This is a genomic window from Butyrivibrio sp. VCB2001 (genome assembly GCF_000423965.1).
Classification (GTDB): domain Bacteria; phylum Bacillota; class Clostridia; order Lachnospirales; family Lachnospiraceae; genus Butyrivibrio.
This window is the reverse complement of sequence record NZ_AUIZ01000020.1, coordinates 22,418-48,465: the sequence shown is the minus strand read 5'-3', so window position 1 is coordinate 48,465 and position 26,048 is coordinate 22,418. Positions and strand designations below refer to the sequence as shown.

The 26,048-nt window shown below is 43.4% G+C and carries 19 protein-coding genes; 17 read left to right on the top strand and 2 right to left on the bottom strand.

The window, feature by feature from the left end; all coding sequences use genetic code 11:
- Positions 1-43: 43 nt before the first annotated feature.
- From G589_RS0115080 to G589_RS20185, 12 genes are all read left to right on the top strand, one after another.
- Positions 44-1,951 (top strand): cache domain-containing sensor histidine kinase, encoded by a 1,908-nt coding sequence (locus tag G589_RS0115080; protein ID WP_196811894.1) that lies wholly within the window; start codon positions 44-46, stop codon positions 1,949-1,951.
- Positions 1,926-3,506 (top strand): response regulator, encoded by a 1,581-nt coding sequence (locus G589_RS0115075; protein WP_051192433.1) that lies wholly within the window; start codon positions 1,926-1,928, stop codon positions 3,504-3,506. The genes G589_RS0115080 and G589_RS0115075 overlap by 26 nt, the downstream gene beginning before the upstream one ends.
- Positions 3,507-3,618: 112 nt before the next feature.
- The gene (locus tag G589_RS0115070) at positions 3,619-4,686 is read left to right on the top strand and encodes a substrate-binding domain-containing protein (protein WP_242826461.1); all 1,068 of its coding nucleotides are present in this window, start codon (positions 3,619-3,621) and stop codon (positions 4,684-4,686) included.
- Positions 4,683-5,384: a hypothetical protein gene (locus G589_RS22145; RefSeq protein WP_026522704.1), complete on the top strand. Its 702-nt coding sequence runs from the start codon at positions 4,683-4,685 to the stop codon at positions 5,382-5,384. Before G589_RS0115070 ends, G589_RS22145 begins: the two co-directional genes overlap by 4 nt.
- Complete coding sequence (locus G589_RS20190) at positions 5,365-6,180, top strand: sensor domain-containing diguanylate cyclase (protein ID WP_026522703.1); 816 nt, start codon at positions 5,365-5,367, stop codon at positions 6,178-6,180. The genes G589_RS22145 and G589_RS20190 overlap by 20 nt, the downstream gene beginning before the upstream one ends.
- 86 nt (positions 6,181-6,266) lie before the next feature.
- A complete protein-coding gene (locus G589_RS0115055; protein ID WP_026522702.1) occupies positions 6,267-6,839 on the top strand; it encodes a chromate transporter in 573 nt (190 codons plus the stop codon).
- A complete protein-coding gene (locus G589_RS0115050) occupies positions 6,836-7,396 on the top strand; it encodes a chromate transporter (protein WP_026522701.1) in 561 nt (186 codons plus the stop codon). The genes G589_RS0115055 and G589_RS0115050 overlap by 4 nt, the downstream gene beginning before the upstream one ends.
- Before the next feature lie 24 nt (positions 7,397-7,420).
- On the top strand, positions 7,421-7,966 hold the full coding sequence (locus G589_RS0115045; RefSeq protein ID WP_026522700.1) for a GNAT family N-acetyltransferase: 546 nt from the start codon (positions 7,421-7,423) through the stop codon (positions 7,964-7,966).
- 23 nt (positions 7,967-7,989) lie between these two features.
- Positions 7,990-8,637, top strand: a complete 648-nt coding sequence (locus tag G589_RS0115040) for an HD domain-containing protein (protein WP_035776251.1) — start codon at positions 7,990-7,992, stop codon at positions 8,635-8,637.
- Positions 8,638-8,704: 67 nt separating this feature from the next.
- Entirely contained in the window at positions 8,705-10,486 is a 1,782-nt protein-coding gene (locus G589_RS21700) for an NUDIX domain-containing protein (protein ID WP_081669077.1), read from the top strand.
- Between the two features lie 15 nt (positions 10,487-10,501).
- A complete protein-coding gene (locus G589_RS0115030) occupies positions 10,502-10,990 on the top strand; it encodes a DNA-deoxyinosine glycosylase (protein ID WP_081669076.1) in 489 nt (162 codons plus the stop codon).
- A gap of 467 nt (positions 10,991-11,457) precedes the next feature.
- Positions 11,458-11,865 (top strand): DUF554 family protein, encoded by a 408-nt coding sequence (locus tag G589_RS20185; protein ID WP_242826460.1) that lies wholly within the window; start codon positions 11,458-11,460, stop codon positions 11,863-11,865.
- A 33-nt stretch (positions 11,866-11,898) separates the two neighbouring features.
- Here the strand turns inward: G589_RS20185 and G589_RS20180 are convergent, their stop codons facing one another.
- Together G589_RS20180 and G589_RS0115015 are read right to left on the bottom strand one after the other, a co-directional pair.
- Positions 11,899-13,659 (bottom strand): glycosyl hydrolase family 28-related protein, encoded by a 1,761-nt coding sequence (locus G589_RS20180; protein ID WP_051192431.1) that lies wholly within the window; start codon positions 13,657-13,659, stop codon positions 11,899-11,901.
- Between the two features lie 81 nt (positions 13,660-13,740).
- Entirely contained in the window at positions 13,741-15,462 is a 1,722-nt protein-coding gene (locus tag G589_RS0115015) for a methyl-accepting chemotaxis protein (protein ID WP_026522696.1), read from the bottom strand.
- A 275-nt stretch (positions 15,463-15,737) separates the two neighbouring features.
- On the opposite strand from G589_RS0115015, the gene G589_RS0115010 reads away from it, so the two are divergent.
- The 5 genes from G589_RS0115010 to G589_RS0114990 all read left to right on the top strand — a co-directional run bounded on the left by G589_RS0115010 (position 15,738) and on the right by G589_RS0114990 (position 26,045).
- Positions 15,738-16,058, top strand: coding sequence for a PilZ domain-containing protein (locus G589_RS0115010; RefSeq protein ID WP_026522695.1), 321 nt, complete (start codon positions 15,738-15,740; stop codon positions 16,056-16,058).
- Positions 16,059-16,124: 66 nt separating this feature from the next.
- On the top strand, positions 16,125-20,879 hold the full coding sequence (locus G589_RS0115005) for a hypothetical protein (protein ID WP_026522694.1): 4,755 nt from the start codon (positions 16,125-16,127) through the stop codon (positions 20,877-20,879).
- Between the two features lie 104 nt (positions 20,880-20,983).
- Positions 20,984-23,068: a penicillin binding protein PBP4B gene (gene pbp4b / locus G589_RS20175; RefSeq protein ID WP_051192429.1), complete on the top strand. Its 2,085-nt coding sequence runs from the start codon at positions 20,984-20,986 to the stop codon at positions 23,066-23,068.
- 62 nt (positions 23,069-23,130) lie between these two features.
- Complete coding sequence (locus G589_RS0114995; protein WP_026522693.1) at positions 23,131-24,549, top strand: MBOAT family O-acyltransferase; 1,419 nt, start codon at positions 23,131-23,133, stop codon at positions 24,547-24,549.
- An 8-nt stretch (positions 24,550-24,557) separates the two neighbouring features.
- On the top strand, positions 24,558-26,045 hold the full coding sequence (locus G589_RS0114990; protein WP_026522692.1) for a hypothetical protein: 1,488 nt from the start codon (positions 24,558-24,560) through the stop codon (positions 26,043-26,045).
- Positions 26,046-26,048: the final 3 nt, after the last annotated feature.

The following is a 26,048-nucleotide window of genomic DNA, read 5'->3' as shown; positions in this document are numbered from 1 at the left end:
TTTACAAGACCTTCTATTGGCTAAAAAGCTGATAGAAGGCCCTTTGTATGTTACAATTAGTTTTATGGAAAATAAGAATCCAAAAGATATGACAATCAGGGACATGGAAGCCTTCGACGCCGGACGTAAGATTTCCGGAAGAGAAAAGGCAAGGAACATGTCCATCAAGTATAAAATTGCATCAATGACAATTCTGGTGGCACTGATACCTATGATAGTGCTTACTGCTTTGATGCTTTTTTTCTATAACAGAGCGATAATGCAGAGAGCGGATAATCAGATCAATGAAAATATCCGCATAATGTCTGACAGAATCTCTTCAGTTCTTGCAAATGGTGAACTCTGCTCCAACAATCTCACCATTGAATTCAGCGGATATTACAATGACAAATCTATGAAGCAGGTCACAAGAGACAATAAGATAATAAGCCAGCTTTCTCAGTCACTGCTTATCTATAACGGGATTTCTTCTATAGTCTTTTTGGACAAATATGGCAGAATGTATACGACTGATCCTGCACTTGCAGATTTAAAGATGGATATACTTGATTCAGATTATGTGAAAAAGCTCTCCGGCGAGGGCGGCAAGACAATAATGATGGAGCAGGCAAAAAACCCCATGAACCGTGAGAGTAAAGAGATAATAACAATGGGGAAACATGTGATAAATATTGTAACAGGTGTACCTATTGGCTACATTTTTATAAACATGGATAAGAATTACCTCATTGAGTCTTCGCAGAGCGAGATAAGCTATTATTTTCTTTATGATACTGATGGGAATTTTGTTTCGGAGACAGAAAAAAAAGATAAGATCTATGAAGATACACAGCTCATTGAAAGTCTTTTTAGCACAAAGCAGAACCTTATCAAGTACAACAATGAGTCCTATCTCATAGCAAAGGATGAGGTAAAGGAATTTACATGGACAATAGTAGGTATTACTAATCTCAACAGATTTAATGTTACAGGTAAGGATTTGCAGTTCATTCTTTTGACGACAGGTACAGTGACGGCAATCCTGCTTCTCATATCAGTTCTGTTCTCGACTAATTATGTCACCCATCCGCTAAAAATCCTTCATGACGGCGCTGAGCAGATTGCTGAGGGGGACATGAGCTTCAGGTTCAGATTTAAGTATAAGGATGAGATAGGAAGACTCGGCAGGATTTTTAACTATATGACGCAGCGCAATTTAGAACTCTTGCAACAGGTTGATGAGGAGGCCAAAAAGAAGCGTGAATATGAGCTCGCTTTGATACAGGAGCAGGTTAAGCCACATTTTCTATATAATACCCTGGACATTATAATCATGCTTATTGAGATGAACAGGGCAAAAGAGGCTTCGCGCGTCACCAAAAAGCTTGCCAACTATTACAGGAATTCTCTTTCCGGAAGTGAAGAGATAGTGACTATCGAGAGGGAAATTCAGATAATACAGGATTATCTGGACCTTCAGACAATGCGCTACAATGATAAATTCAGCTATGAGATTGATGTTGAGGATGCAATAAAAAATGCAAGTATTCCCAAGATGACACTTCAGCCGCTTGTTGAGAATGCAATATATCATGGCCTGAAAAACAAAGAAGGCTGGGGTAAAATTACCGTGACAGGAAGAGCAGATGGAGAGGTGGCTCTGATACAAGTTTCCGATGACGGCATTGGTATGAGTGAAGACGAGCGAGATAAACTGGAACAACTCCTTGAAGATGATAAGCTTTTTGATGACGAAAAGAAAAAACTGCGTCAGGAAGCGGAGATAACCTCTCATGACTCAACAAAAGGTGGTTCTCATTTTGGACTTTATTCAGTAGCGCGAAGAATAAAGCTCTACTTCGGAAGAGAATTTGGCGTATCAATAGAGAGTAAAGAAAACATTGGTACCACAATAATAATTCGTGTACCACAGGGAGCGTTGTTGCATGATCAAAATTATGATTGTCGATGATATGCCTATTTTCCTGGAATATCTAAGAGGTTGTATAGATTGGAATTCATACGGCTTTGAGATTTGCTGTGAAGCACGTGATGGAAAAGAGGCGCTTGAAAAAATTGAAGAGTTCTATCCTGATGTGGTTCTGACAGATATAACCATGCCTTATATAAATGGTCTTGAACTTGCTGAACGCATAACTTCAGACTACCCTGACATATCAGTAATACTCATAACAGGAAACAATGAATTTGAGTATGCCAGAAAAGCTGTTAAGATCGGAGTTTGCGATTACATTGTCAAACCATTTGAAAAAGAGGAACTGATACTTAGCCTTCTTAAACTGCATGACAATATCGGGAAGGCGGTTGAAACCCAGATAATTCAGGATGGGGAAGCTGAAAAAGAACTTGATGAAGAACTAAAGACTGTAATCTACGCCGGTAATAATGACAAGGATGTACTGGCCGGGATTGAGAAGCATCTTTTCCCTAAAAAAGAAGTTGGAAGTGCATATCTTCTGGCTTTATTCAGATTTGATACTGCAGGATATACCAAAGGAAGGACAGATGCAAGAGAAAAACTCATGAACTGGGAAAACCTTATCGCAAAGCTTCTTGGCGATATGCTTGAGCTTGAAGGATCTTTTAGGATATTCCATGATTTCGAGAACAATATTGTTGTTTTAATGGATTTCGATTCGGATACAGCACTTGATAACTATAAGGGATATGAGTTTACAGATATCATTCAGGTAGTAAAAAGTCAGCTTGAGATCAGCAGTTCTGTGGCTATCGAGAAGGCAGCCGGTTTAGGAGATATTAAAAAAGCCTATGAAAGGTGTCTTAGCTTTTTATCACAAAAGGGCTATGGTCAGCTATGGGATCTTCGTAAGAGCAATGATGAAAAGGGATATGCTTCCCTCGATGCAATAATCAGGCTCAACAAGGACATTGAGACGCTTCAGGCTGACGATGCGGAGTTTGTGATAAGTACGTTATGGACGAGGCTTCATGAAGAGTCTGTGGATGGCAAAGTTTCTATTTCTGACATGAATCTTCTCACAAGCGCCATCAGTATTTTGATGACAAATATAATAAGCTCAGGTTTTTCAATTGAGAGAATTTACGGCGAAGGTTTTTCTCCCGAGAAATTTATGGCTGATGCCAAGTCTTCCGAAGAAATGCGCGATAATGTGATATATCTTTATAAAAAGCGCATCGAGTTTGAAAAAGGGAAAAGAGAGTCAAAGACACATTCAACGGCACAGGCTGCAAAGCAGTATATTGAAGAAAATTATGGCAACAATGAGCTCTCAATCTCGGATATCTCGGAAAAGCTATGTGTTAATCAGACATATCTAAGAAAGATGTTCAAGAGCGAAACGGACATGACTCTAACAGAATATATTACACAGCTGCGTATGCAGGAAGCGAAGAGGCTGATAACGAGTACCGACTATAAACTTACAGAGGTAGCTGAGAGGGTGGGCTATAATGATGTGAGCTATTTTTCAAATGTATTCAAGAAGTTTTATGGTATTTCACCGAGAAGCATGGGTAAAGAGTAATTGACAAGCTAAATCTTTAATATATATTTAAGAATAAAAATTAGCGAAATATAGTATTATTTATAGTAGGTGATTATTTCTTTTGATAATTATGTCTTTTAGGAGGTATGTTATGTCCGAGAAGATAAATAATATATTTCGCAAGATTCTGATCGTAGCATTTTGTCTTGTGATTGCAGGTACAAGTAGTGGATATTCCAATGATACTGAGATAAAAGCGGACGATACCGAGGACGTTGTAGATTTTGAGCATAGCCTCGATGATTATGTGCCGGCTAAGAATAGATATAATTTCTACTTTACTTACAAGATAGTCCATCCATGGTGGGACGCTGTTGCGCTTGGAATGGAGGATGCTCAGCAAAAATATCTTGATAAGGGTATAGTCGTTACTTATGAGTATATGGCTCCGGATGCAGCTTCTTATGAAGATCAGACCAAAAGATTATTAGAGGCGCAGAAAGGTGATTATGATGTAATCGGAGTGGATGTGGCAGATGAGGAGAAGATATCTCCTGTACTGGACGAAATGGTTGCTGCAGGCAACAAGGTCATGACGTTTTCCAGCTCTGATGCAGCTCCTGATTGCAAGAGGATTGCTTACGTCGGAAATACCCACAACTATCAGGACGGAGCAGATTTAACAGAAGCACTTTGTGAAAAACTTGGTTACAAGGGCAAAGTGGGAATCCTGGTTGGTAGTAACGGAGCTCCTTGCCATGAAGACAGAGCAAAGGGAGCAAAAGACACTATTGCCAAATATAAAAATATGGAGATAGTTGCAGTTGAGTATGACCAGGACTCCATTGATCTGGCATACGATCTGGCTAAGCAGATGCTTGGGGACAATCCGGATATTGCAGGTTTTGTATGCTGCAATATGAGTAATCCTGTCGGAACAGCAAGAGCAGTAACTGAGCTTGGAAGCAGCGCAGTGATTGTGGGAATGGACCATGATCAGGAGGCGCTCCATTATCTCAAGGATGGTGTTATCTATTGCCTTGGTGTACAGGATTGTTATTCAATTGGATTTGATACGTTGCAAGTCGCGGTTAAGATTGCAGATGGAAATCTGCCGGGAGATCTTTTCCCTGACAAGACTGATGAAAGTACAACTATAATTTATCAGGAAGATGCAGAACCAATGCTTGAAGTCTTGTATGGAGATGTTACGCAATGAAGAGCAGGAAGATTACTGAAAAGGCAGTAATTATAACTGCGGCGATAGGTGGTGTTCTTATCTTGATAATGCTGATCGCCAATACTTATTGGGCTTATAAGCAGGCTACTGAGTCTACAAATCAGGCAGTTTCTGCCGTCAGTGCTTTTTATCTCGAATCGATGGCAGACAGACGTGCCAAGACAATTACAAACCTGATCAACAATAATTTTGACTACATGGAGAAGGCTGTAAGCGTAATAGATGATGAGCAGATAGAATCCCAGGAGGATCTTAGAGCTGCTATTGGTAGAATGAAGAACCTTTTGTCTCTTAGCCGTTTTGCTCTGGTAGATGAGGAAGATATAGTTTATACCCAGTACACCACGTATACCGGCCGTAGCAGACATCCTTTCCTTGCGAATAAGACCCTGGATGGCAGAATGATAAGCACTGTTTTTCGTTATGGTTCATCCAAGGATCTGTGTCTGGCAATCCCGATAGATATCAAGATAATGGGCAAACAGTTTAAAGCATGTTTTGTCCAGATAGATATCAATGATATAGTTGGTCTGCTTGCTTTTGATGATCAGGAAAGTACACATTTTGCGCTGTATTCGGAAAATGGCGGAAATATATCAGAAACAGAGCTTGGCCAATTTATTGGAACAAAAAACATTTTTGATGCCACAAACGGGAATGTATCCGAGGAAGAGTAATTCATTTCGCGATGATTTTGCGAATGGTAAAAAAGGAACTCTGACTTTTACCATAAATGATGTAGTAGATACTATATTCTATGAACCTGTGCCTGACACCGGATGGGAACTGGTTGTAATGATTCGCGAGAGTGTTATTCAGGATCAGTTTCAGGAGATCAGCAAAAAGAGTCTTACTGCTAATCGTAGGCAAATAATATTCATCCTTGTAGTGGCTTCTTTATTCTCGACTTTATTATTCTACATGATGAGGCGTATCGCCAACGATAAACTGAAAGAAGAAAAAGAAAACAGCAAAGCTTTCAAGAGCATGGCAAATACTGATTCGCTTACGGGAGTCAGAAACAAACATGCTTACATGGAGACGGAAGCCCAGCTAAACAGCTGGATTCGCGAAGGCGCTGTCGATAAGCTGGCACTTATAGTATGTGATATAAACGGTCTAAAGTATGTCAATGATACGCAGGGACATGCTGCCGGTGACAAACTTATCAAAGACGCATGTTCTCTTATCTGTAATGTTTTCAGCCATGGTTCGGTCTACCGAACCGGTGGTGATGAGTTCGTAGTTCTTTTGTCAGGAAAAGGCTATGATACCAAAGATGAAACAATTGCCGACTTTAACAGGCAGGTGGAAGAGAACATCAAGACAAATGAGCCTGTTGTTTCTATCGGTTATACAACGCTTCAGCCGAATGATGAACAGGTACATGATCTGTTTGAACGAGCGGATCATATGATGTATGACCGCAAAAAAGAATTAAAGAACATGGGAGCAAAGACAAGAGAATCGTAGCAATACGGTTCTCTTTTTTGTTGCCATCCTGTACTATAGAAGAGTATGTAAAAACTAATTGGAAAAATAATAGAAAGATCGTACCCATGCCTATACTTATTGAATTATTTTTGACCTTCGTAAGGATCGGACTTTTTACTTTCGGCGGAGGGTATGCGATGCTCTCGATCATTGAGAACATCTGCGTGGAAAAGAAAAAATGGATCACTCATGATGAGATGATGAATGTCACGGTTATTGCTGAGTCGACGCCTGGGCCGATAGCGATAAACTGTGCCACATTTGTGGGTTACAAAAAAGCAAAGGTGCCGGGAGCGATTCTGGCGACTTTCGGTGTGGTATTGCCTTCTTTTATCATAATCTTTGCTATATCTATGTTCCTTGAAGGATTTCTGGAAATCACATGGATTGCTCATGCTTTTCAGGGAATTAAGATTGCAGTAGGGATATTGATTCTTGATGCGGCGCTTAAGATGATAAAGAAGATGCCAAAAAAGCCTTTGCAAATGGGAATTCTTGCTGCATCTTTTGTTGTACTAATGCTTATAAATGTGTTGAAAATCCATCTGTCATCCATAGTTGTTATGTTGACTGCAGCGCTTGTTAGTCTGGCCTTTTTTCAGATTGATAAGCTCAGGAGAAAGGAGGGACAGGTATGATCTACCTTGATCTTTTGATTGGATTTCTGGAAGTCGGACTGTTCTCCTTTGGAGGTGCGTATGCAGCAATTCCGCTTATCAGAGATGTAGTGCTGGCCCACGGCTGGATGGATGATGAGATGATCTCTTACATGATAGCTGTCAGCGAGAGTACTCCCGGTCCCATCATGGTGAACCTGGCTACATATATCGGAAGCAACAAAGGCGGACTCTTGGGTGCTGTGATTGCAACGACAGCAGTCGTGCTTCCTGCGTTCTTCATAATACTGATCATACTGGGGCTTGCAAAGAATTTATTAAAGAACCCTTACGCACAGGCAATACTTACGGGGCTTAAGTCCTGTGTTATCGGTGTCATTCTGGCGACCGGAGCATACATGATTCTTGGCAACTGCGGTTTTATGAATGAAAACGGTATCGATGTTACAGCGATCCTCATAACATGTGGCCTCGCGGTAGTATATTACGGCGCGAGAAGGATAAGGAAAAACGGCATATCACCAATAGGACTCATATGCATCGCAGCAGTAGTAGGAGTGGCAGTATATGGAATTTAATGGCAGACATATGGAGGAACAACAATGATCTTTGAAGAAGAAAAGTATACTTTGGGGAAAAGAGAAATTGTACTGCGCAGTGCACATGAAGATGAAGCTGACATGCTCATAGATTATCTTAAGACAGTATGCGGAGAGACAAATTTTCTTTTGGTTAATCCGGACGAAGTTAAGTACACAACAGAAGATGAAATCAAATTCATTAAGAGCCACAACGAGTCGGATAATGAACTTGTAATGTGCGCTTTTGTAGATGGCGTATATGCAGGAAACTGCTCTTTTACCAGCAGAGGAAGCAGTAGAAGAGCCAGACACAGAGCGGATATCGGAATAGCTCTTTTCCAGAAGTATACTGGTTTCGGCCTTGGCAGACTGATGCTCGAGAGGCTGATCCAAAAGATAAAAGACTGCGGCTACGAGCAGGCAGAGCTAACAGTCGTAAGCGGCAACGACAAGGCATATCATCTGTACGAGAGCCTTGGCTTCAAGGAGTGCGGACGCATGCCTAACGCCAACAAATATGATGACGGCTCATACAGTGATGATATCTACATGGTTTTGAAGTTTTGAAAAAACAGTTGGGGAGCAGTGACATGAACACAGACCTTATAACTAAGACCGAGAATTTCCTCAAGCAGAAATTCGACAATAGCGCATATTTCAAAGACCATCCGGATGAGAAGGCCTACAGGCTTGAGCATTCATACAGGGTTGCAAATATAGGAAAAGAGATCGCCGAGAAGGAAGGCTTTGATGTAACTGAGATGGTGATAGCATGTCTTTTGCATGATGTGTCTTATTGCGAGGACTTCGATGATGATGGCTGGAAGGACCACGGGAGAAACGCTGCCAAGATAGCGCGTCCATTCCTGCTGGAGCTTGGCCTGCCTGAAGACAGGGTGAATGACATGTGCTATGGAATTGCGATTCATGTTGACGACAAGGCTGATTTTGAGGGAGAGAGAACTCCTTTTGCGCTGTCGGTAGGGGACGCTGACAACATCGACAGGTTTGACGCATACCGTATTCACGAAGGCCTTGTCTATGAGAAATTCCTGGAAAAGAGCTTTGAAGAAAAGGTTAATTTCGTAAACACCAGGATTAAGAAGCTGGGGAAAGCGATGCAAATGGAGCTTGGCACCAAAACAGCAGAAAAAATCTGGGCTGAGCGAATCGCATATTACAAAGGTTTCTACGAGAAACTGCAGAAGCAGCTTGGCAACAGCACAGCTATAAATTAAAGTGTTGACTTTGACGTAACGTAAAGGCATAGAATCAGAAAAAACAGGACAAGGAGAGGTATGAAAGATGAGGTATACAGCTGGGGAATTGGCTAAACAACTTGGTGTTTCTGCGCGTACTGTAAGATTCTATGATGAAAAGAAATTGCTCAGGCCCTGTGAGTACTCCGAAGCCGGATACAGGCTTTATGACGAGGACAGCGTTGTCCGCTTGCAGAAGATCCTGATGCTCAAGTATATGGATTTTTCGCTGGAGCAGATATCTGAGATGATGCGAGATGACAGCTCCGACATGCAGAAATCCTTGAAGGAACAGGAAGCGCTGCTTCTGGATAAGAAAGAGCACATCACAAGACTGATCGATGCCATAAGGAAAACGAATGATTCCGGAGATGAGGAGTTTTGGGACAATCTCCGCCATGTCATCGAGCTTACAAGATACAGGAAAGAAGTCATTGAGCAGTACAAGAGCGACACTAACCTGAAAAAGAGAATATCCATTCATGATTACAGCACTGCCGATACCGAGTGGTTTCACTGGCTTTTCGAGAGGGAACAGATAAAAGCCGGAATGAAGATCCTGGACATTGGCTGCGGAGCCGGAACATTTTGGAGCCGGGTGGCAGATCTTTTACCTAATAATCTTGAAATTCATCTGGTGGATTACTCAGATGGAATGCTTGCAAGTGCAAGAAATGTGGCAAAGGAGATCCTGGATAAATATCCTGAAAAGAACCTTCGCTTCATGATTGAGAAGCGCGATGCTGCGGATTTCTCTTATCCAACATCGGGCTTTGACCTTATAATGGCCAACCATATGCTCTATCATGTGGCGCGAGAGAGCAGACTTGAATTGTACAAAAAAATTAAGAGCTTGCTTGCAAAGGGCGGAAGATTCTCCTGTACCCTGATCGGGCAGCAGCACATGCGCGAGCTCCACGATTTTATAAATGAGTATTATCCAAGCGTGAAGTATCCTTCAAGTGGATTTGACATTTGGCTTGAGACTGCCAAGGAAGAGCTTGCACCTTATTTTAATGTAATGTCAGTTGAAGAACAGAAAAATGATCTTTATGTGCCGGACGAAGAGCTGATCCTTAATTATGTGGCTTCTTATTCCGAGGAGGCTAGTAAGCTGGTAAATAGCGACAAAGAGTCTTTCTACAAACGCGTTCAGTCGAAAATGGATGAAGACGGATATTTCTTCATTCATAAATCAACAGGCGTAGTAATGTGCGCAACTGAAGAGCCGGAAACGGGCGATAAGAATGCGACTGCAGAGTCCGAGAAAGAAACTATGGATGATGCAAATGTGGTGCTCCCTGAAAGACTTGAGCGGACAACCATTTACGAAAGTGACTACGTATGTCTTTACACCGACAAGGTGAAGCTCCCCAGTGGCCATGTGATCGATAAGTATCATCAGATCCACTATCCGCACGAGGCAGTCAGCATCGTTATATTCAACGAGAAGAATGAGATACTGATGATCCGGGAAAAGAGATATACTGTTCACAGGCTTGAGTGGGAGATTCCTGCAGGTCGAATTGAGGATGGTGAGACAAAAGAGGAAGCGGCCAGAAGAGAAGCTATGGAAGAAACCGGCTGCACTCTGAAAGACCTGAAATTCCTGTGCTCACAGAATCCGACTAACGGAATGTCAGACTGCACAGCACATGTATTTGCTGCAAAAGTCGATACCGAAAACAGCATTCAGGATGTGGACGAAGTTGCTTACAAGCAGTGGATGCCTGTTTCAGAGGTAAAAGAGCTTTTGAAGAAAAACAGGACCAAGGACGGCATTTCAATTCTGGCGATCCTGTTTGCGCTGGAGTTCTATGAATATTGATGTGGGGATATGAAAATGGTAATACACCCAATTAAACCTGTTTATGACAAGGATTCCAAGATACTGATCCTAGGAAGTTTTCCTTCTGTGAAATCCAGGGAGGAAGGCTTCTTTTATGGGCATAAGCAGAACAGATTCTGGAAAGTGATATCTGCGGTTTTTTGCGAAGAAGAGCCGAAGAGTATCGAGGAGAAGAAAGCTCTTTTGCTAAGAAATCATATTGCGCTGTGGGATGTGATAAAGTCCTGCGACATCGTTGGATCATCGGACTCCAGCATCAGTAACGTTGTTGCAAATGACCTTTCGGTTATTCTTGACATGGCAGATATCAGAGCAATCTACGTCAACGGCAAGACAGCGCTCAAGTATTACGAGAAGTATACTGAGCCGGTCATCAAAAGACCTGCCATCTGCCTTCCATCAACCAGCCCTGCAAATGCAGCCTGGAACATGGATAGGTTGCTAGAAGCATGGAGCATTACTGCCCCAGAGGGGAAACTGTAAAAATACCGTAAGGGAATATGGACGATACGTTGAGGCCTACTGTAGCAGAACAAAAACATCATGATTACCGTAAGGGAAGACAGAGTGGTTCACTAAGGCCTACTGTAGCAGAATAAAAGCTTCGTGATTACCGTAAGGGAAGACAGAGTGGTTCACTAAGGCCTACTGTAACAGAACAAAAACTTTATGATTACCGTAAGGGAAAACGGAGTGATTCACTAAGACCTACTGTAACAGAACAAAAACTTCATGGTTACCGTAAGGGAAGACATAGAGATTCGCTAAGGGCTAATGTATCAGAACAAAAAAGCTCAAAATACAGTAACGAATACAAGATGGGGGTCTAAGTGATTGCTGTATCAGAAGAAAAACTCTTAAAATACCGTAACAAAGTATGGATATGCACAAGCGGCTGACTACTTCAAGCTGAAATTTGTGGCAGAATGGTAGGTTACAACCCCCGGGACATGACGAAAGGACCCAAAAAACTAAGAGAGGACCACTACACCATATGCATAGGAGCCATGGCCATCGTCGGAGCAATCCAGGACGGCGTTCTCGGCGACTATACGACGCTTGCCATCAAGTCAGTCTTGGACTTCATCATCGTAGTCATGATGACATCATCCATGGGAAAGGGAAGTGCATTTTCCGCAATTCCCATATTCCTCTTCGAAGGAACCATAACAATTCTTGCAAAACTCATCTCGCCCATTATGACTGATCTGGCAATAAACTACCTCTCGCTGATTGGTTCAATCCTGATCTTCTGCGTAGGAATCAACCTCGTCTGGGGCAAGAAACTGCGAGTAGCAAACATGCTCCCGGCAGTAGTTTTGGCTGTCATCGCTGCCTATCTGCCTTGGCAGTTCTGACATATATAAGCAATCAAAAACGGACAGCGGAGTCTACCTCCACTGTCCGTTTTCATAATCCAGCACCTTCGCAGTCTGCCCTGCACTGAGAAGTGAGTCGCCGGCTTCATTGATGACACACTTCATGCCCGGGAATCCGTTAAGATACGCGGTAATTGCATTGTGCACATGCACGCCCTCTACGTCGGGAACTTCCATGGCGCAGTACATCGGAATGGTATTATCTCTGTTGTACAAATATATTCCAAGTCCTGCTGCGTTAAAAGAGCTGACATCTTCCGCAACTTTAAACGAAGCATATCCGAATCTCTTGCCGTCGGGATTGATCCACTGTCCCCTGTCCGGCACATCGTAAGGAACTTCGCTCTGGTACATGATGCATGTTCCCGCATTGCCGTTCCACATGGTCTGATAACCGTTAAAGTGTTCCACCATCAGCGCATACATCGTGACATGATCGCCGTTTATAATAATGCCATTCTCGCAGGTGTTCAGATCCCAACCCACATTATCACCATGGTCGGCTCTCCAAACCCAGAGGTTATCGCCAACTACATTATCAAGATCAATTGTGATGCAGGCCTTTGTCTTGCAAGGCTCATCTGAAGCTATCCCGCCTACTCTGAAATACACATCTGCAATCAGAGAAGGCTTAGCCCCCTCCTTGGCCCCGAGGCAAACCAGATTCTCAGACTCTGCAGTTCCGGCATCAAACAGAAGCCCTGCCAGAATCAGATCATCAGCATTTTCAGAAACAACGCATTCATTCCCGGCAGCAGAGCGCAGCGTTGCAAGCCCCATTCCAAGAAGAATTGTTCCTGACTTTTGCACTTTAAGCGCCTCATCAAGCTCATAAATTCCCGGTGTAAATAGAACATTCTTTCCATCCGTCAGCGCCTCGTTAATACTCTTAGCCGAGTCCACATTCTCTTTTGCCACATAGAAATCGTTAAGAGGCAGGACTTTCCCTTCCGGAGCATCACCTTCCCAGGCAAAAGACATACTTTCTTCTTTCCACTCCGGAACAAAAACTCCAAGTCCATCCTTCTCGTCATATACAAGAAATGGCTTTTCACGAATTATAGGCGTCTGTGAAACAGCAGTATAGGAAGCTTCAGGCCAGGTCTTATCAGGCACGCCTAAAGGCGCATCACCCAGCATCACGATGTTCCAGTTCTGGCCGGTCCATGAGCTGTAGCTGTTGTTTCTTGAAAGCCACTGCTGCTGGGTTCCCGAATCCACCAATCCTGTAACTTTTGAGTCTGCCAGGAATCCTCCGCTGGCCCAGCCGTAATCATCATGAAGAGTGAGATTTCCGTCAACCTGAACTCTTCTCATATCTGTGGCCTGGGACACAGCCCATACTGTATCTGATTGCATTTCAATATTCTCAATACTGCGCCAGAAGTTACAGGTTGCATTGTGCAGATTCTGCGGATTCGACAGCCATCTGGCATAGGTATTGGCCGCAGCTATCTTAGTGTCAGTAGGTAGAACCCCAAGCCCGGACAGCTGAGTATAAAAGCCGACATCAGCGGAAACATTGTAAGTTCCCGGCATAAAATAAACTGCGTACCTGTTATCTTCAAACTGAGCAGTTTCCTGAACACTGTAAATCCTATCAAGTGTTTCCTGTATCTTGGTCTGTTCATCTTCAGGAGTAAAGATATAAACATTCTCTCCCAAAATATCAGTGTGATAATCTTTGATCTCCATATTATTCTTCCCGCATCCCACAAAAAGTCCTGTAAATGCAACAAGCCCCAATAAAACTAAATATTTCTTTTTAAACATAATAAAAAAGTCCCCTTCTTATACAAGAATAGTGAAAACAACTCTTGCATAATAGGGGACATTTTATATTAAGGTGTCATTTTATAGTTTATATTTCTTAACGATCTCATCAAGCTCTCCGGACTGAGAGTTGATATCTGAGGATCCGTTTGAAATGACGTTAACAAGTGCAAGAACCTCCTGAATTGATGCGTTTGTCTCCTCGGTGGCAGCAGCATTGGTCTGGGCTGCTTCTGACAGGCGCTCCATAGCTGTTCCGACCTTCTCACAGCTGTCGGTCATGGATCTGCTTACTTCGCCAAGGCTCTTAACTTCTTTTTCGATGATCTCCAGGTTGTCGGAAATATCCTGATATTTTGTTCTGGCATCATCAACGCCTTGTACCTGGCGATTAACGGCTTCTTTTACGCTGTCGCTCTGCTGGTTTGCGTTGTCAACGTTAGCCTGCAGCTCTTTTAACATCTGAGTGATCTCGTTGGCACTGTTTGCAGAATTCTCTGCAAGCTGTCTGATCTCATCGGCAACAACCGCAAAGCCTTTTCCCATTTCTCCGGCTCTTGCTGCCTCGATGGAAGCGTTGAGTGAAAGAAGATTGGTCTGTGATGCGATGCTCTGGATCATCTCGGAAGACTGTCCGATCTTGGTGGTACTCTCGTTGATGCTGTTAATGCTGTCAAATATCTCTGAGAAGGATTTCTCGCTCTCTTTTGTTATGTCATAAAGATCGTTCATTACGAGGGTTCCGGCCTTGCTTGCTTCACCGATCTCGCTGCTGGCCTTTGACAGATTCTCGGATGTAGTCTCGTTTTGCCTGATGATGTCTCTGAGATTATCAATCTCTTTCATGGAATCATTGATATCCTGTACCTGTTCGCCGGCAGTTTCAGCGACGTTGTTCACTGCTCCGGTGATCTCGTTGACGTTCTTAACGATCGTATCGGAGTTCTTGCTCATCTCATCAGACATTCCGCCGAGCTTGTCGGTAGATGTTGAAAGATCTCCCATGATCTCACGGGTGGATTCAAGAAGAGTGTTATAAGCTTCTGAAAGATCGCCAATCTCATCTTTCTGATTGATATCAATCTTATCCGCGGTCAGATCTCTCTGTGACAGGATTGAGATTGCGCTGCTGACTTTAAGGATAGGTTTAAGAACCTGTCTTATTACAACAACTGCGATCCATATAGCAAGAAGGATATTGATAATGGAGAGAATTACATTTGTTGTAACCATGGAGATTTGGGCCTTGTTTATGGCTGCAACTTCGCTCTCTACATCGTTCTCCATTTCTTCAACCATGGCATCTACTCTTTCGGAGAAAGCCTCAGTGGCGCCATCCACCTCTTCCATAACTACATTTCCAGCATCAATACCTACATCAATATACTCATCGGCCATATGCGAGCAGAGGGAATACAAAGCATCATATGAGGTCTTGAGCTCGTTCATGGTTGCAGCAGTCTCGGGCTTGACGCTCTTCATCTGGTCAAAGCAGGAATAGATGCTGTCTCTTACTTCTTCAACTTCCGCAAGTACCTCACGGTCGTGAGTTGCGGACATATCTGTAAAGAGTTCGCAGGTATTAAGACCATAGTATCTGATATCCTCAGCGATCTCCATGGCTATGATTGTCTGATCCTGAAGAACTCCAAGGTCATTCTTGATCTTAATGGTACGTATCTGGGTAGAAACAAGGGTGATGATCAGAAAAACGATGATAAGAATGATTGGCCCAAGAAGCTTAGGGGTCAGGCCGGTGAAAAAGTTCCTTGTTGATTTTGATTTTGTATCTGTTTTTGCCATGATTTTGCCCTCATAAATATACAAAAAACACATGGTTACACATACAGTATATGAAACGGAATAGTGAATGTCTATGTTTGAGATTATGTTTAATGGAATATTTATAAATGAAAAAACTTCTCAATATATAAACAGAATCTAAAGACTATAAACCAATACTGAAATAAATCATAAACTACTGAATTTCTGTTGCACATGATTGAATTTATGATTATAGTCTTCTTTGGATGTAGTTGAAGACGACTTTTTTGATGGAAAAGGAGCGAAGCAAATTCATGGAAGAAAGAAGAAAAATAAACCGAGTAGCCTACACTGCAAACAGCATCATCGTAGACAGAGAGACACTCGAAAAGTACTACGGACAGGTTAAGAACATCAGCCCTCTGGGAATTGCAATTGATGTTGAAGGAGATACACCAAAGCTCCTTGGCAAGGATGTGATCATTGTAGCTGAGACACTTATCATGTACGCAGACGTTGTCAGAGAAGATGAGATGGAAGATGGTAAAAGAACTGTAGCATTCTCATCAAGGAAATTCACAAACGAAGTACTCGGTTATCTGTTCCAGCAGATCGGTATTGAGGCTGAGGCTTAAAGCTCTTTTATATATAGGAAACAATAATTAGTTTAAAGATAAAAATTCGTGTGAGGATTAAGATTTATGAAGAGAAATACATTAGACAAGCAGATTTTAAAAGCACTTACAATCGGACTTAGCGCAAGCATGGCGCTCCAGCCCGTTACAGCGTTTGCTCATGATGCAAACCCTGATAATTCGCAGGATCTTCCACAGAACCCTACAACAGAAGATGTTCAGGAAGTTACTCAGGAAACACCTTCTATGAATACAGAGGTTACTGATTCTATCGATACTGCACAGGAAGCAGTTACCGATGCTATGGATCAGGCTACTATTCAGGAAGGTGAGCAGGAAGCAAAGAAGAGTGCAATTGACAACAAGCTTGAGAAGGCTGAAAAAGCACTTGGAAAAATTGAAGAGACAGTTACTGCTTATGATGAGCTGAATAAGGCAGCTACTGAAGCAGTTAATACATATGAAGAAGCAACCGGAGAAGGCTCAGTATTTGTTGCTGAGACAGCTGCTAATGATGCAGAGGATAAGGCAGAGGATGCAGCTGAAGCAGTTACTGTAACAATAGAGGATGAGGCAGTAGCTAAGTCAGCAGCAGAGGATGTTATCGGCGCAGCAAATGCTACATACAGCTCACAGGCAGCAGCAAACGCAGCAAAGGCAGATGCTCAGACTTATGCTGACAAGGCACAGTCAGCAGCAGATGAGGCACAGACAGAAGCTGAAAAAGCACAGAAGGCAGCAGATGATGCAAAGGCTGACCTTGACGCTGCAGAAGAGAAACTTAATGATGCTACTGAGGCAAAAGAGGCTGCAGAGAAAGCAGTTGCTGATGCACAGGCAGAACTTAAAAAAATAGTTGTAGAGTACGGCCTCGGAACAGTTGACAAGGACGGAAACATTACAATAGATGACGATGCAAAGTTTGACGGCGATGTAGAAAAAGCGCTTGAGAACGCTAAGTCAGCTCTTGATAAGGCTAAGAAGGCAGCCAGATCTGCAAGCAAGGATCTTGCATGGGCTCAGGCAATAAAGGCAAATGCTGATGCAGCCGCAAACTGGGCAACATACATGTCTGATGTTGCTGATAAGAATGCAGAGTATGCTGCAAAAGAGCTTGAGAGAGCAGAGCAGGTTGCATCTGACCTCCAGGATAAGGTTGACGCTGCACAGACAAAGTATGATCAGGCAAAGACAGATGTTCAGGAAGCTGAGCAGAAGGTTTCCGACCTTAAAGAAGATCTTAACGACGCAATCGAAGCAAGAAATGAAGCAGCAACTAACTTCAAGAATGCTGTAGATGATGTTAAGAGAGAGACAAGAGAATACAACGAGGCTTTAGGAAAGAAGGTTAAAGCCCAGAATGCATATAACGATGCAGTATCAAAGAGACAGCAGGCATGGTCTGATCTTCAGGATGCAATCAAAAAGTATGGCGAAAAATCTGATGAAGCTAAGACAGCAAAGAAGGAACTGGCTACTGCTGAAGCTCTTGTAAGCAGCACACTGGCTACAAAGAATTCAACAGCTGCTACACTTGAGAGAGAAACTTCCGAGCTTGCAGCTGCAAACGCAGCTCTTACAGCTGCTCAGGGTGATAAGGATACTGCTGATTCAAAAGTTACAACTGCTGAAGGCGCAGTAACATCTGCAACAACTGCACTTGAGGCGGCTCAGAGTGCATTTGATACTGCAGATACTAATCTGACAAATGCCAATAGACTGGTTACAACCAGAACTGCTGAACTTGAAGCTGCAAATGCAGAGCTTATTGCAGCACAGCAGGCTCAGACAGCGGCAGCAGGCGCATTTGAAACAGCTCAGGGCGATGTAAACACTGCACAGAGTGCTTATAATACTGCAAAGGAAGCAGCAGATCTGGCACAGGCAGATTATGATAAGGCAGTAGCTGACAGAGATGGTAAGAAGGCAGCATTTGATACAGCAGATCAGGCAGCACAGGCAGCACTTAATGAGAAGAATGCAGCGCAGGCAGCTTATGAAAAGGCAGAAGCAGAGTACGAAGCCGGTTCAGAAGAGCTTGCAGCAGCAAAAGAGGCCCTTGATAAGGCAACTGAGGCACTTAATAAGGCAAATGCGGCTAAGACAAAGGCAGAGAGTGAGCTTAATACAGCTAATGGTGCAGTAGAGACTGCAGATGGCAAGCTCAAGACCGCCAATGAAGAACTAGGCAGGAAGGAACAAGCTAAGACTAACGCTGATACTGCCCTTAAGAATGCCAGGAATGATCTCGAAAAAGCTGAACTCATTGTTGAAGTAAAGAAGATTGAAAAGGAAGAAATTAAAGAGTTCGACAGGAGAGACAAGGACGGCTACAGGGTTAATGATGAAGTAAAAATCAAAGAAGCTGATGATAAGCTTGCCAAGAATCTTATAATCTTCAAACTCTATGAGGAAGGCTTTGAGAAGAAAGACATCTCTGTTACCCAGCAGGGCGATAAGTTTGTTGCTGTTTACAAAGATGCTGAAGGCAAGGAGCATACAAAGACATTCTCATACACTGTAGAGGAGAAGGAAAACTATAATAATCTTGATCTCTCTTCACACTGGCTGGTTATCCAGGAAGAGACAGAAAAGATGGGTCAGGTTCCTTATGATAAATTAGTTGGTTATGAGGATTTGTATTATGTACCTAAATTAACGGCTAGGGGTGACGGCATTCAAACCGGTAGACAGCTTGATGTCAGTGAACTTTCAGTGTTTAGTGGTCTTAATTATGATGATATAAATTATCCGAATGGTTATATTCTTAGATCATACTATACAATAGAGAAGAAATGGTTTGGAATAATACCTTATGATTCTAAAGAATATGTGGGAAGCATTATTGTTCGAAAAGATACACCTGTATACGAGACTGAATATAAAGAAGAACTCGTAACCGAGACAACCCCTTACTACTACGAGACCCAGTTCTATGAGTCATCATTCAAGTTCACAGATCAGACTATTGCAGACGCAAGAGGAAAAGTAAGCAGAAAAGAAAAGGAATATAACACAGCTGTAGATAAATACAACGATGCAGCTAACAAGGTAACTGAAGCAAAGAAGACCCTCCTTGAGAAGGAAGGCATTGTAGATGGTCTCCAGTCAGAATATAACAAGACAGTTGCAGAGTTTGGAGCAGACTCACCTGAAGCAAAGAAGGCAGAGAAGAAACTTAATGATGCCAAGGCAGCTGTAACAAGAGCAGAGGGAATTCTTAGCCAGAAGAACAGTGCACTTGAGACAGCCAAGTCAGATCTTGATGGTGCAAACTCAGCACTCGCTGATGCACAGATAGCACTTAATGCTGCAAATGGAAGACTTTCAAATGCAACCGTTGCGCAGGCTGTAGCCAATGCTAATCTCAACGGAGAGAACGGAGCAGTTGCTCAGCAGGCAGCAGCACAGACAGCATGGAATACAGCAAACAGTAATCTTAATAATGCAAACACAGGCCTCAGTACAGCAAATTCTCAGCTTGAAGCAGCACAGGAAGAGCAGAGATTAGCCAATATCGCTCTCAATGGAGAGAACGGAGCAGTTGCTCAGCAGGCAGCAGCACAGGGCGAGTATGATGATGCAGTTATTGCAGCAGGCCGTGCTTCAACAGCATATGATAATGCTGTTATCGACAGAAATAACAAGAAGACTATTGCTGACAATGCTAATTTAGCTAAGTCTGATGCAGAGGATAAAGTAGAGAAGGCTCTTGAAGATCTCGCAAAAGCCGCAGCAACAGAATTTGTTGATTACTTCAAGCTTCAGGCAGCTAAAGATAATCTCGCAAAGGCTCAGAAAGAGCTTGAGAAGGCAGCAGCTGAAGTTATCAGAACCGGCCTTGAACTGGCAGATGCTGAGGCAGATGTAATTGATACATACCTTGCCCTTGAGCAGGCTAAGGCTGAGAGAAATTCCAAGTACTATAATCTTTACAATGCAACAGTAGCGCGCAATAAGGCACAGCGCCAGAAGGATGATGCTGACAGATATGTAGAGTTCGCTGAGGTTAACAAGTATGTTGCTGATCTCGCAGCAGATCTTGCAGATGCAAACGAAGCAGCTAAGAAGAGAGCAGCAGCAAACGCAGCAGATGCCCTTATAGCAGCTCAGGATGCAAATGATGCAGCTCAGGATAAGCTTGCTAAGGTTAAGAACGCTTATGATAAGGTTCTGGCAATGGCTAAGAAGCTCAAAGAGCTCAAGGCTCAGGAAGGTATTAACGCAAAAGCAGTTGATGCACTTCAGGCAGCTTACGATAGGGCAAATGATGCATACAAGGCAGCAGCTAAGGATGCAGCAGATGCACAGACAAATGCAGATGAAGCACAGAGATACGCTGATGCAGCAGTAGAGGCACTGGCAAACGGCAGCTTCAGAGTTGTTATTCCTTCAACATATTATGAGCAGAATGATAACGCTGATGATGATACTGATGATACATTCATCACAAACATTGCAAGAGCAGCAACAAACACAGCAGCTGCAACAACAGTAGAGGCAGCAGCTCCTACAGCAGTTCTTGGCGCAGGCAGAGGCGGATCAGCTACTGAGGTTGGTACAGGCGAAGCAGTTGATGCAACAATCGTTGATGCTTCTGAGACAATCTCTCCTGAGAAGGAAGAAAAGACCATCGTTGATACAGTAGCAATTGAGGACGAAGGAGTAGCTCTTTCATCATCAATTCCTGAGGAGGCCAAGAAGGGCTTCCCATGGTGGATACTTGTTATCCTTGCATCTATCACAGGTGTTTCAGTAGAAGAGTACTACAGAAGAAGACAGGAAAAGATTCGCGAAGAATCCGCAAAGAAAGACAACTAATTACATCCAAATACATCCTACACACGATGAATACACCCCGACTTGCATATCAGGTCGGGGTGTATTTATAATTAATATTTAGTAAATTACGGAGGCTGGGTTTAATGAAATACAGACAATTGATTGCTCTCACAACCGCTACAGTACTGGCTTTTAGCACTGCAGCCTGTGGGACAAAAGACATAGAGGACGCCCCGGCAGGTATCCAAATAGAAACGCTTCAGCCGGAGGCAGAGGTGCAAGATAGTGTTGACCAGCCACAGCAGCAGGCTCAGGAAGCCCAGGCTCCGGCTGAGCAAAAAGAATCAGAGAAAACCGAAGAAGTAAAAGCGCCGCAAGGCCCGCTTAAACCAGAGCTTGTAGCCGGCTCTGCACCGAAGCTCCCCATAAGGGTCAGCTTTCCCGACTGGAAAGGCTATACCGACAACACCCTTGCCATGAACAGCATGTATAGTTTCAAAGGTTACCACGGCCAGGGAGAGCTCTTTTTAACCATATCGGGTAAAGTTGAGAGCTTTGATATGTTTGTAAACGGAACGCCCGTAGATACGCAGGAGATAACCTCACTTGGCGACTGGAGGATAGACATTTCATCCGTTACCAAGAACGGTGAGAACACGGTGCAGGTCTCAAACATCGTTCCTTCAAGCGAAAAAGAGGCTGTGATCGTAGGCATTCCTTACCCGGAAGTCATATCCGGAACTCCTGAGGAGGAAGGCATTCACCCTGAGGCTCTGAAGCTCATTTCAGACCTTATAGAGACTGACATCGAGAACGGCTTTACCAGCGCTCAGCTCGCCGTTGTAAGAAACGGAAGACTGGTCTATGAAAACGCCTGGGGCAAGACCAATACTTACCAGCCAAACGGACTTCCGAATACAGACAGTCCGAATGTCACAACGGATACGCTATATGACCTTGCATCCGTGACCAAGATGTTTTCCGTAAACTATGCGATACAGAAGCTCGTCACGGATGGCGAAGTGGATCTTGATGATAAGATCACGAAGTTCTTAGGGGATGAGTTTGTTACAGAAACCATCCAGGTAACCACCGATTCCAAGGGCGACCCCAAGGATCCTGCGAGCCTCATTGATCTTGATACGCTCAAGAAGTGGAAGTCAGAGCTTACCATAAGAGAGCTTTTAAAGCACCAGGGAGGATTCCCTGCAGACCCCAAGTACTGCGCACCAAAGCTATACAAGGATGGCTTAAAACCCGGAGAGGACTATCCCGAGAATCCGCTTTTTGCAGGAAATGTGCCCTCTGAAGAGACCAAGCAGGCAACCGTTGAAATGATCTGCAGGACGCCTCTTGACTACGAGCCGGGAACCAAGACAGTTTATTCCGACGCAGACTACATGATCCTTGGACTTGTGGTTGAGAAGGTGACGGGAAAAGACCTTGATACTTATCTTAAAAAGACCTTTTACGAGCCCATGGGTCTTACACATATAACCTACAATCCGCTAAGAAATGGTTTTTCAAAAGATGACTGCGCAGCAACGGAGTTAAACGGTAATACCAGGGACGGACTCCTTAACTTTGAGGGGTACAGGACTGAGACCATTCAGGGCGAAGTTCACGATGAAAAAGCCTTTTACAGCATGGATGGAATAAGTGGACATGCAGGGCTTTTCTCCAACGCCACAGACCTTGCAAAGCTTGCTTCTGTGATGCTTACAGGAGGCTACGGCGAGCTAAGCTTCTTTTCCCCGAATATTATAGATATGTTTACTTCACCAAAAGAAGAGGATGCAGCAAACTGGGGACTTGGCTGGTGGAGACAGGGTGAGAACCAGAGAGTATGGTACTTTGGAACGCAGTCAGAATCAGGGACCTTCGGCCATCAGGGCTGGACGGGAACCATTGTCATGATAGACCCTGAAAGAGATCTTGTTATCGCATATCTGACCAACAAGAAAAACTCCCGTGTGACCAACGTAAAAAAGGATGCCAACAAGTTCGACGGCGACTGGTACACCTCAGCAACACTCGGCTTTGTTCCTGAGATCTTATCCATAGGAATGGATGCTGATGTAGATATCACGCAGCAGCTAAAGAGTCTGACCAAGGACATGGCAGTTTCGGCCAAAAAGATTCTTCCAAATGGTGTGTCCATCGACAGCTCTCACCCGGCGGCTAAGAGCGCCAGGAGCAAACAGCAGCTGGCGGAACTATACAAATAGGTGCTGCTAAAGTATAATTAGGCTGTTGTTTTAATGATTAACCGGAAAAAGGTATTGTAGATATGCAGTTTGTTTCTTTAGGCTTTTTGATTTTTCTGCCCTTTGCGGCAATCGTAAATTTCATTATCCCGCGCAAGTTCAGATATATATGGCTTCTTGTTATCAGTGCAGCGTTCTACATAAGTATTGATGTGAAGGCTGCAGCTGTTATGGCAGGAACTGTAGTAATAACTTATTTTGCAGCTCTTTTGATCGAGAAGGCATCATCAGGTGCCGATCAGCCTGCATCCAAAAAATCTGCGATTATACTGGCACTGGCTGTGACAATTGAAGTTGCAGCTATGCTTGTGTTCAGAAGCGGCAAGATACTTGGCGCCATCGGTATTTCTTTTTACATGTTAAAGTCAATCGGATATCTGGTTGATGTTTACAGAGGAGATGAAAAGGCTGAGCACAATCCGCTTATGCTGGCATTATTTGTCTCTTTCTTCCCGCAGGTTATCAGTGGACCTATAGAGAGAGCGGGAAATATGTTGCCCCAGTTTGCATATCCTGTCACAGTGGATTTTGACAGGATGAGGGATGGCTTTTTGCAGATCCTGTGGGGGTATTTTCTAAAGCTTGTTATCGCAGACAGGCTTGCAATCTATGTGGGTAGCGTTTATAACGCTCCGGAGAATTGTCCGGGAACAATAGTCGCTATCGCAACTGTTTTATATTCTTTTGAGATTTACTGCGATTTCGCAGGATACTCGTCCATCGCCATCGGAGTAGCTAAAATACTCGGAATAGATGTAATGAAGAACTTTGACAGCCCATATATGGCTAAGTCCGTTGCGGAGTTCTGGAGAAGATGGCATATATCTCTTTCAACATGGCTTAAAGACTATGTTTACATTCCTCTTGGCGGAAACAGAAAGGGAACATTCAGGAAATATCTCAATATTATCATTGTCTTTATAGTCAGCGGAATCTGGCACGGATCAGCTCTTACCTTCCTGATCTGGGGACTGCTTCATGCTCTGTATCAGGTCTTTGGATACATCACAATGCCTGTAAGGGACAAGATCGTAGAACTGCTGAAGATAGACAGGGAGGGCCTCTCTCACAGAACCATCAAAACAATCCTCACGTTCTTCTTTGTTAATCTGGCATGGGTATTCTTTAGGGCATCATCTCTTGAGCATGCTGTAGTCATCATTAAAAAGAGCTTTGAATTTACCCCATGGGTTTTCACAGACCAGTCGCTGCTTGGCTATGGATTTACTCAGGGTGACTTTAAGATTACAATGATCAGTCTTATCCTGCTGATAGCAATGGATATTCTGAACTTCAAAGACATTGAGATCAGGGATAAGATCTTAAGCCAGAGCATCTGGTATCGCTGGATCATTATGATCGGAGCTATTCTGGCAATTCTTATCTTTGGAATATGGGGCGCAGGATACAATGCGTCTAGTTTTATATATCAACAGTTCTGAGGGATCAAATGAAGATTAAGATTTCAAGCATTATAAAAACAATAGCATTTCTGTGTGTCACGCTTGTCTGCGTGTTTGCTGCAACAGTTGTGTTACGCAGCAAGGAAAGTGAATATAAATATAAGAGCTTTTTTGAAAAATCGGATCAGATTGATGTTCTGTTCATGGGATCTTCCCATGTTATCAACGCACTCAATCCTGCGGTTTTATATGAGAAGCACGGGATCACATCCTACAACATGGGCGGACACGGATCAATAATGCAGGCTACTTACTGGGAGCTCATCGAGGCACTTCAGTATTGTAATCCCAAGTGTGTAGTTGTCGATTCATTCATGCTTCAGAAGAATTATCAGTATCTGGATGAGATGGATGAGAGCTATTCCGATGCGGACAGACAGAGTTCTATTTCGCAGCTGCACCTTAACATGGACTGCTGGCCACTTGATAAGCTCAAGATTGCAATTGTAAAAGACCTTATCAAGGACCCTGAGATACAGAAGCAGTTCCTCGCAGACTTCTATGTGTACCATAACAGGTGGGAAGAGCTTGACAGCAATGATTACAAGACTCTTTTCGGACATGCGGACAAGAACAATCTTTTCGGAGCAGAGATGCGATATGGCATTGAGCTGACTCCCGGAATTTATCCTGCCCCCGAGGACAAGAACGGTCTTGGCGGACACACGATCGGAGAGGAATATCTTCGCAAGATAATCGATGAGTGCCAGCGCAGGGGAATAGACATCTATGTGACTTTCCTTACCTGCAGCGCAACAACTGATGATAAAAGAGCTATCGACAGCGCGCAGATCATCTGCGATCAGTACGGAGTTCCTTTTATCAACATGCAGGAAATGGGTGTTGTTGATCTTTATACGGACCTTAATGATACAGGGCATATGAATGCACTGGGGGCTATCAAGGCTACCGAATGTATAGGAGATATCATCGCAGAGTCCGGAGATCTTCCTGATCACAGAGGCGATCCGGCTTACAGCGATTGGGAGAAAAGCGCTGAGGCGTTCCGCAGCAGCATCGTAGACAAGGAGCTCAATTCTTCCAGTATTTATCAGCAGCTTGATTACCTTACCGAGAGTGATGTCAGCACGATCCTTTATATCAACGACGGATCACAGGCCTTTGGCGACAATCAGATGCAGAGGCTGATACATAATTTTACCGTAACGCCGACGATATACCATACTGATGGACCATACATCATGATCAATGATGTTGCATCAGGCAAAGTATATGAGGCGAGTGGCCAGGAAGTACTGGATGGTGTCAGCACCAGTATTGGAACTTTGCATTACATCCCTGTGGAGCATCTGTTCAGACTTCTGTACGCCGATGAAGATCCTGATACCAACTATCTCTATGATGATTCAAAACTTGATTATGATATCCAGATAATCACTTACGATAATGAGACCGGAGAAGTTCTGAGTCACAACTATTACAAATCATACGGAAGTAACTATACGAAAGGGTAAATG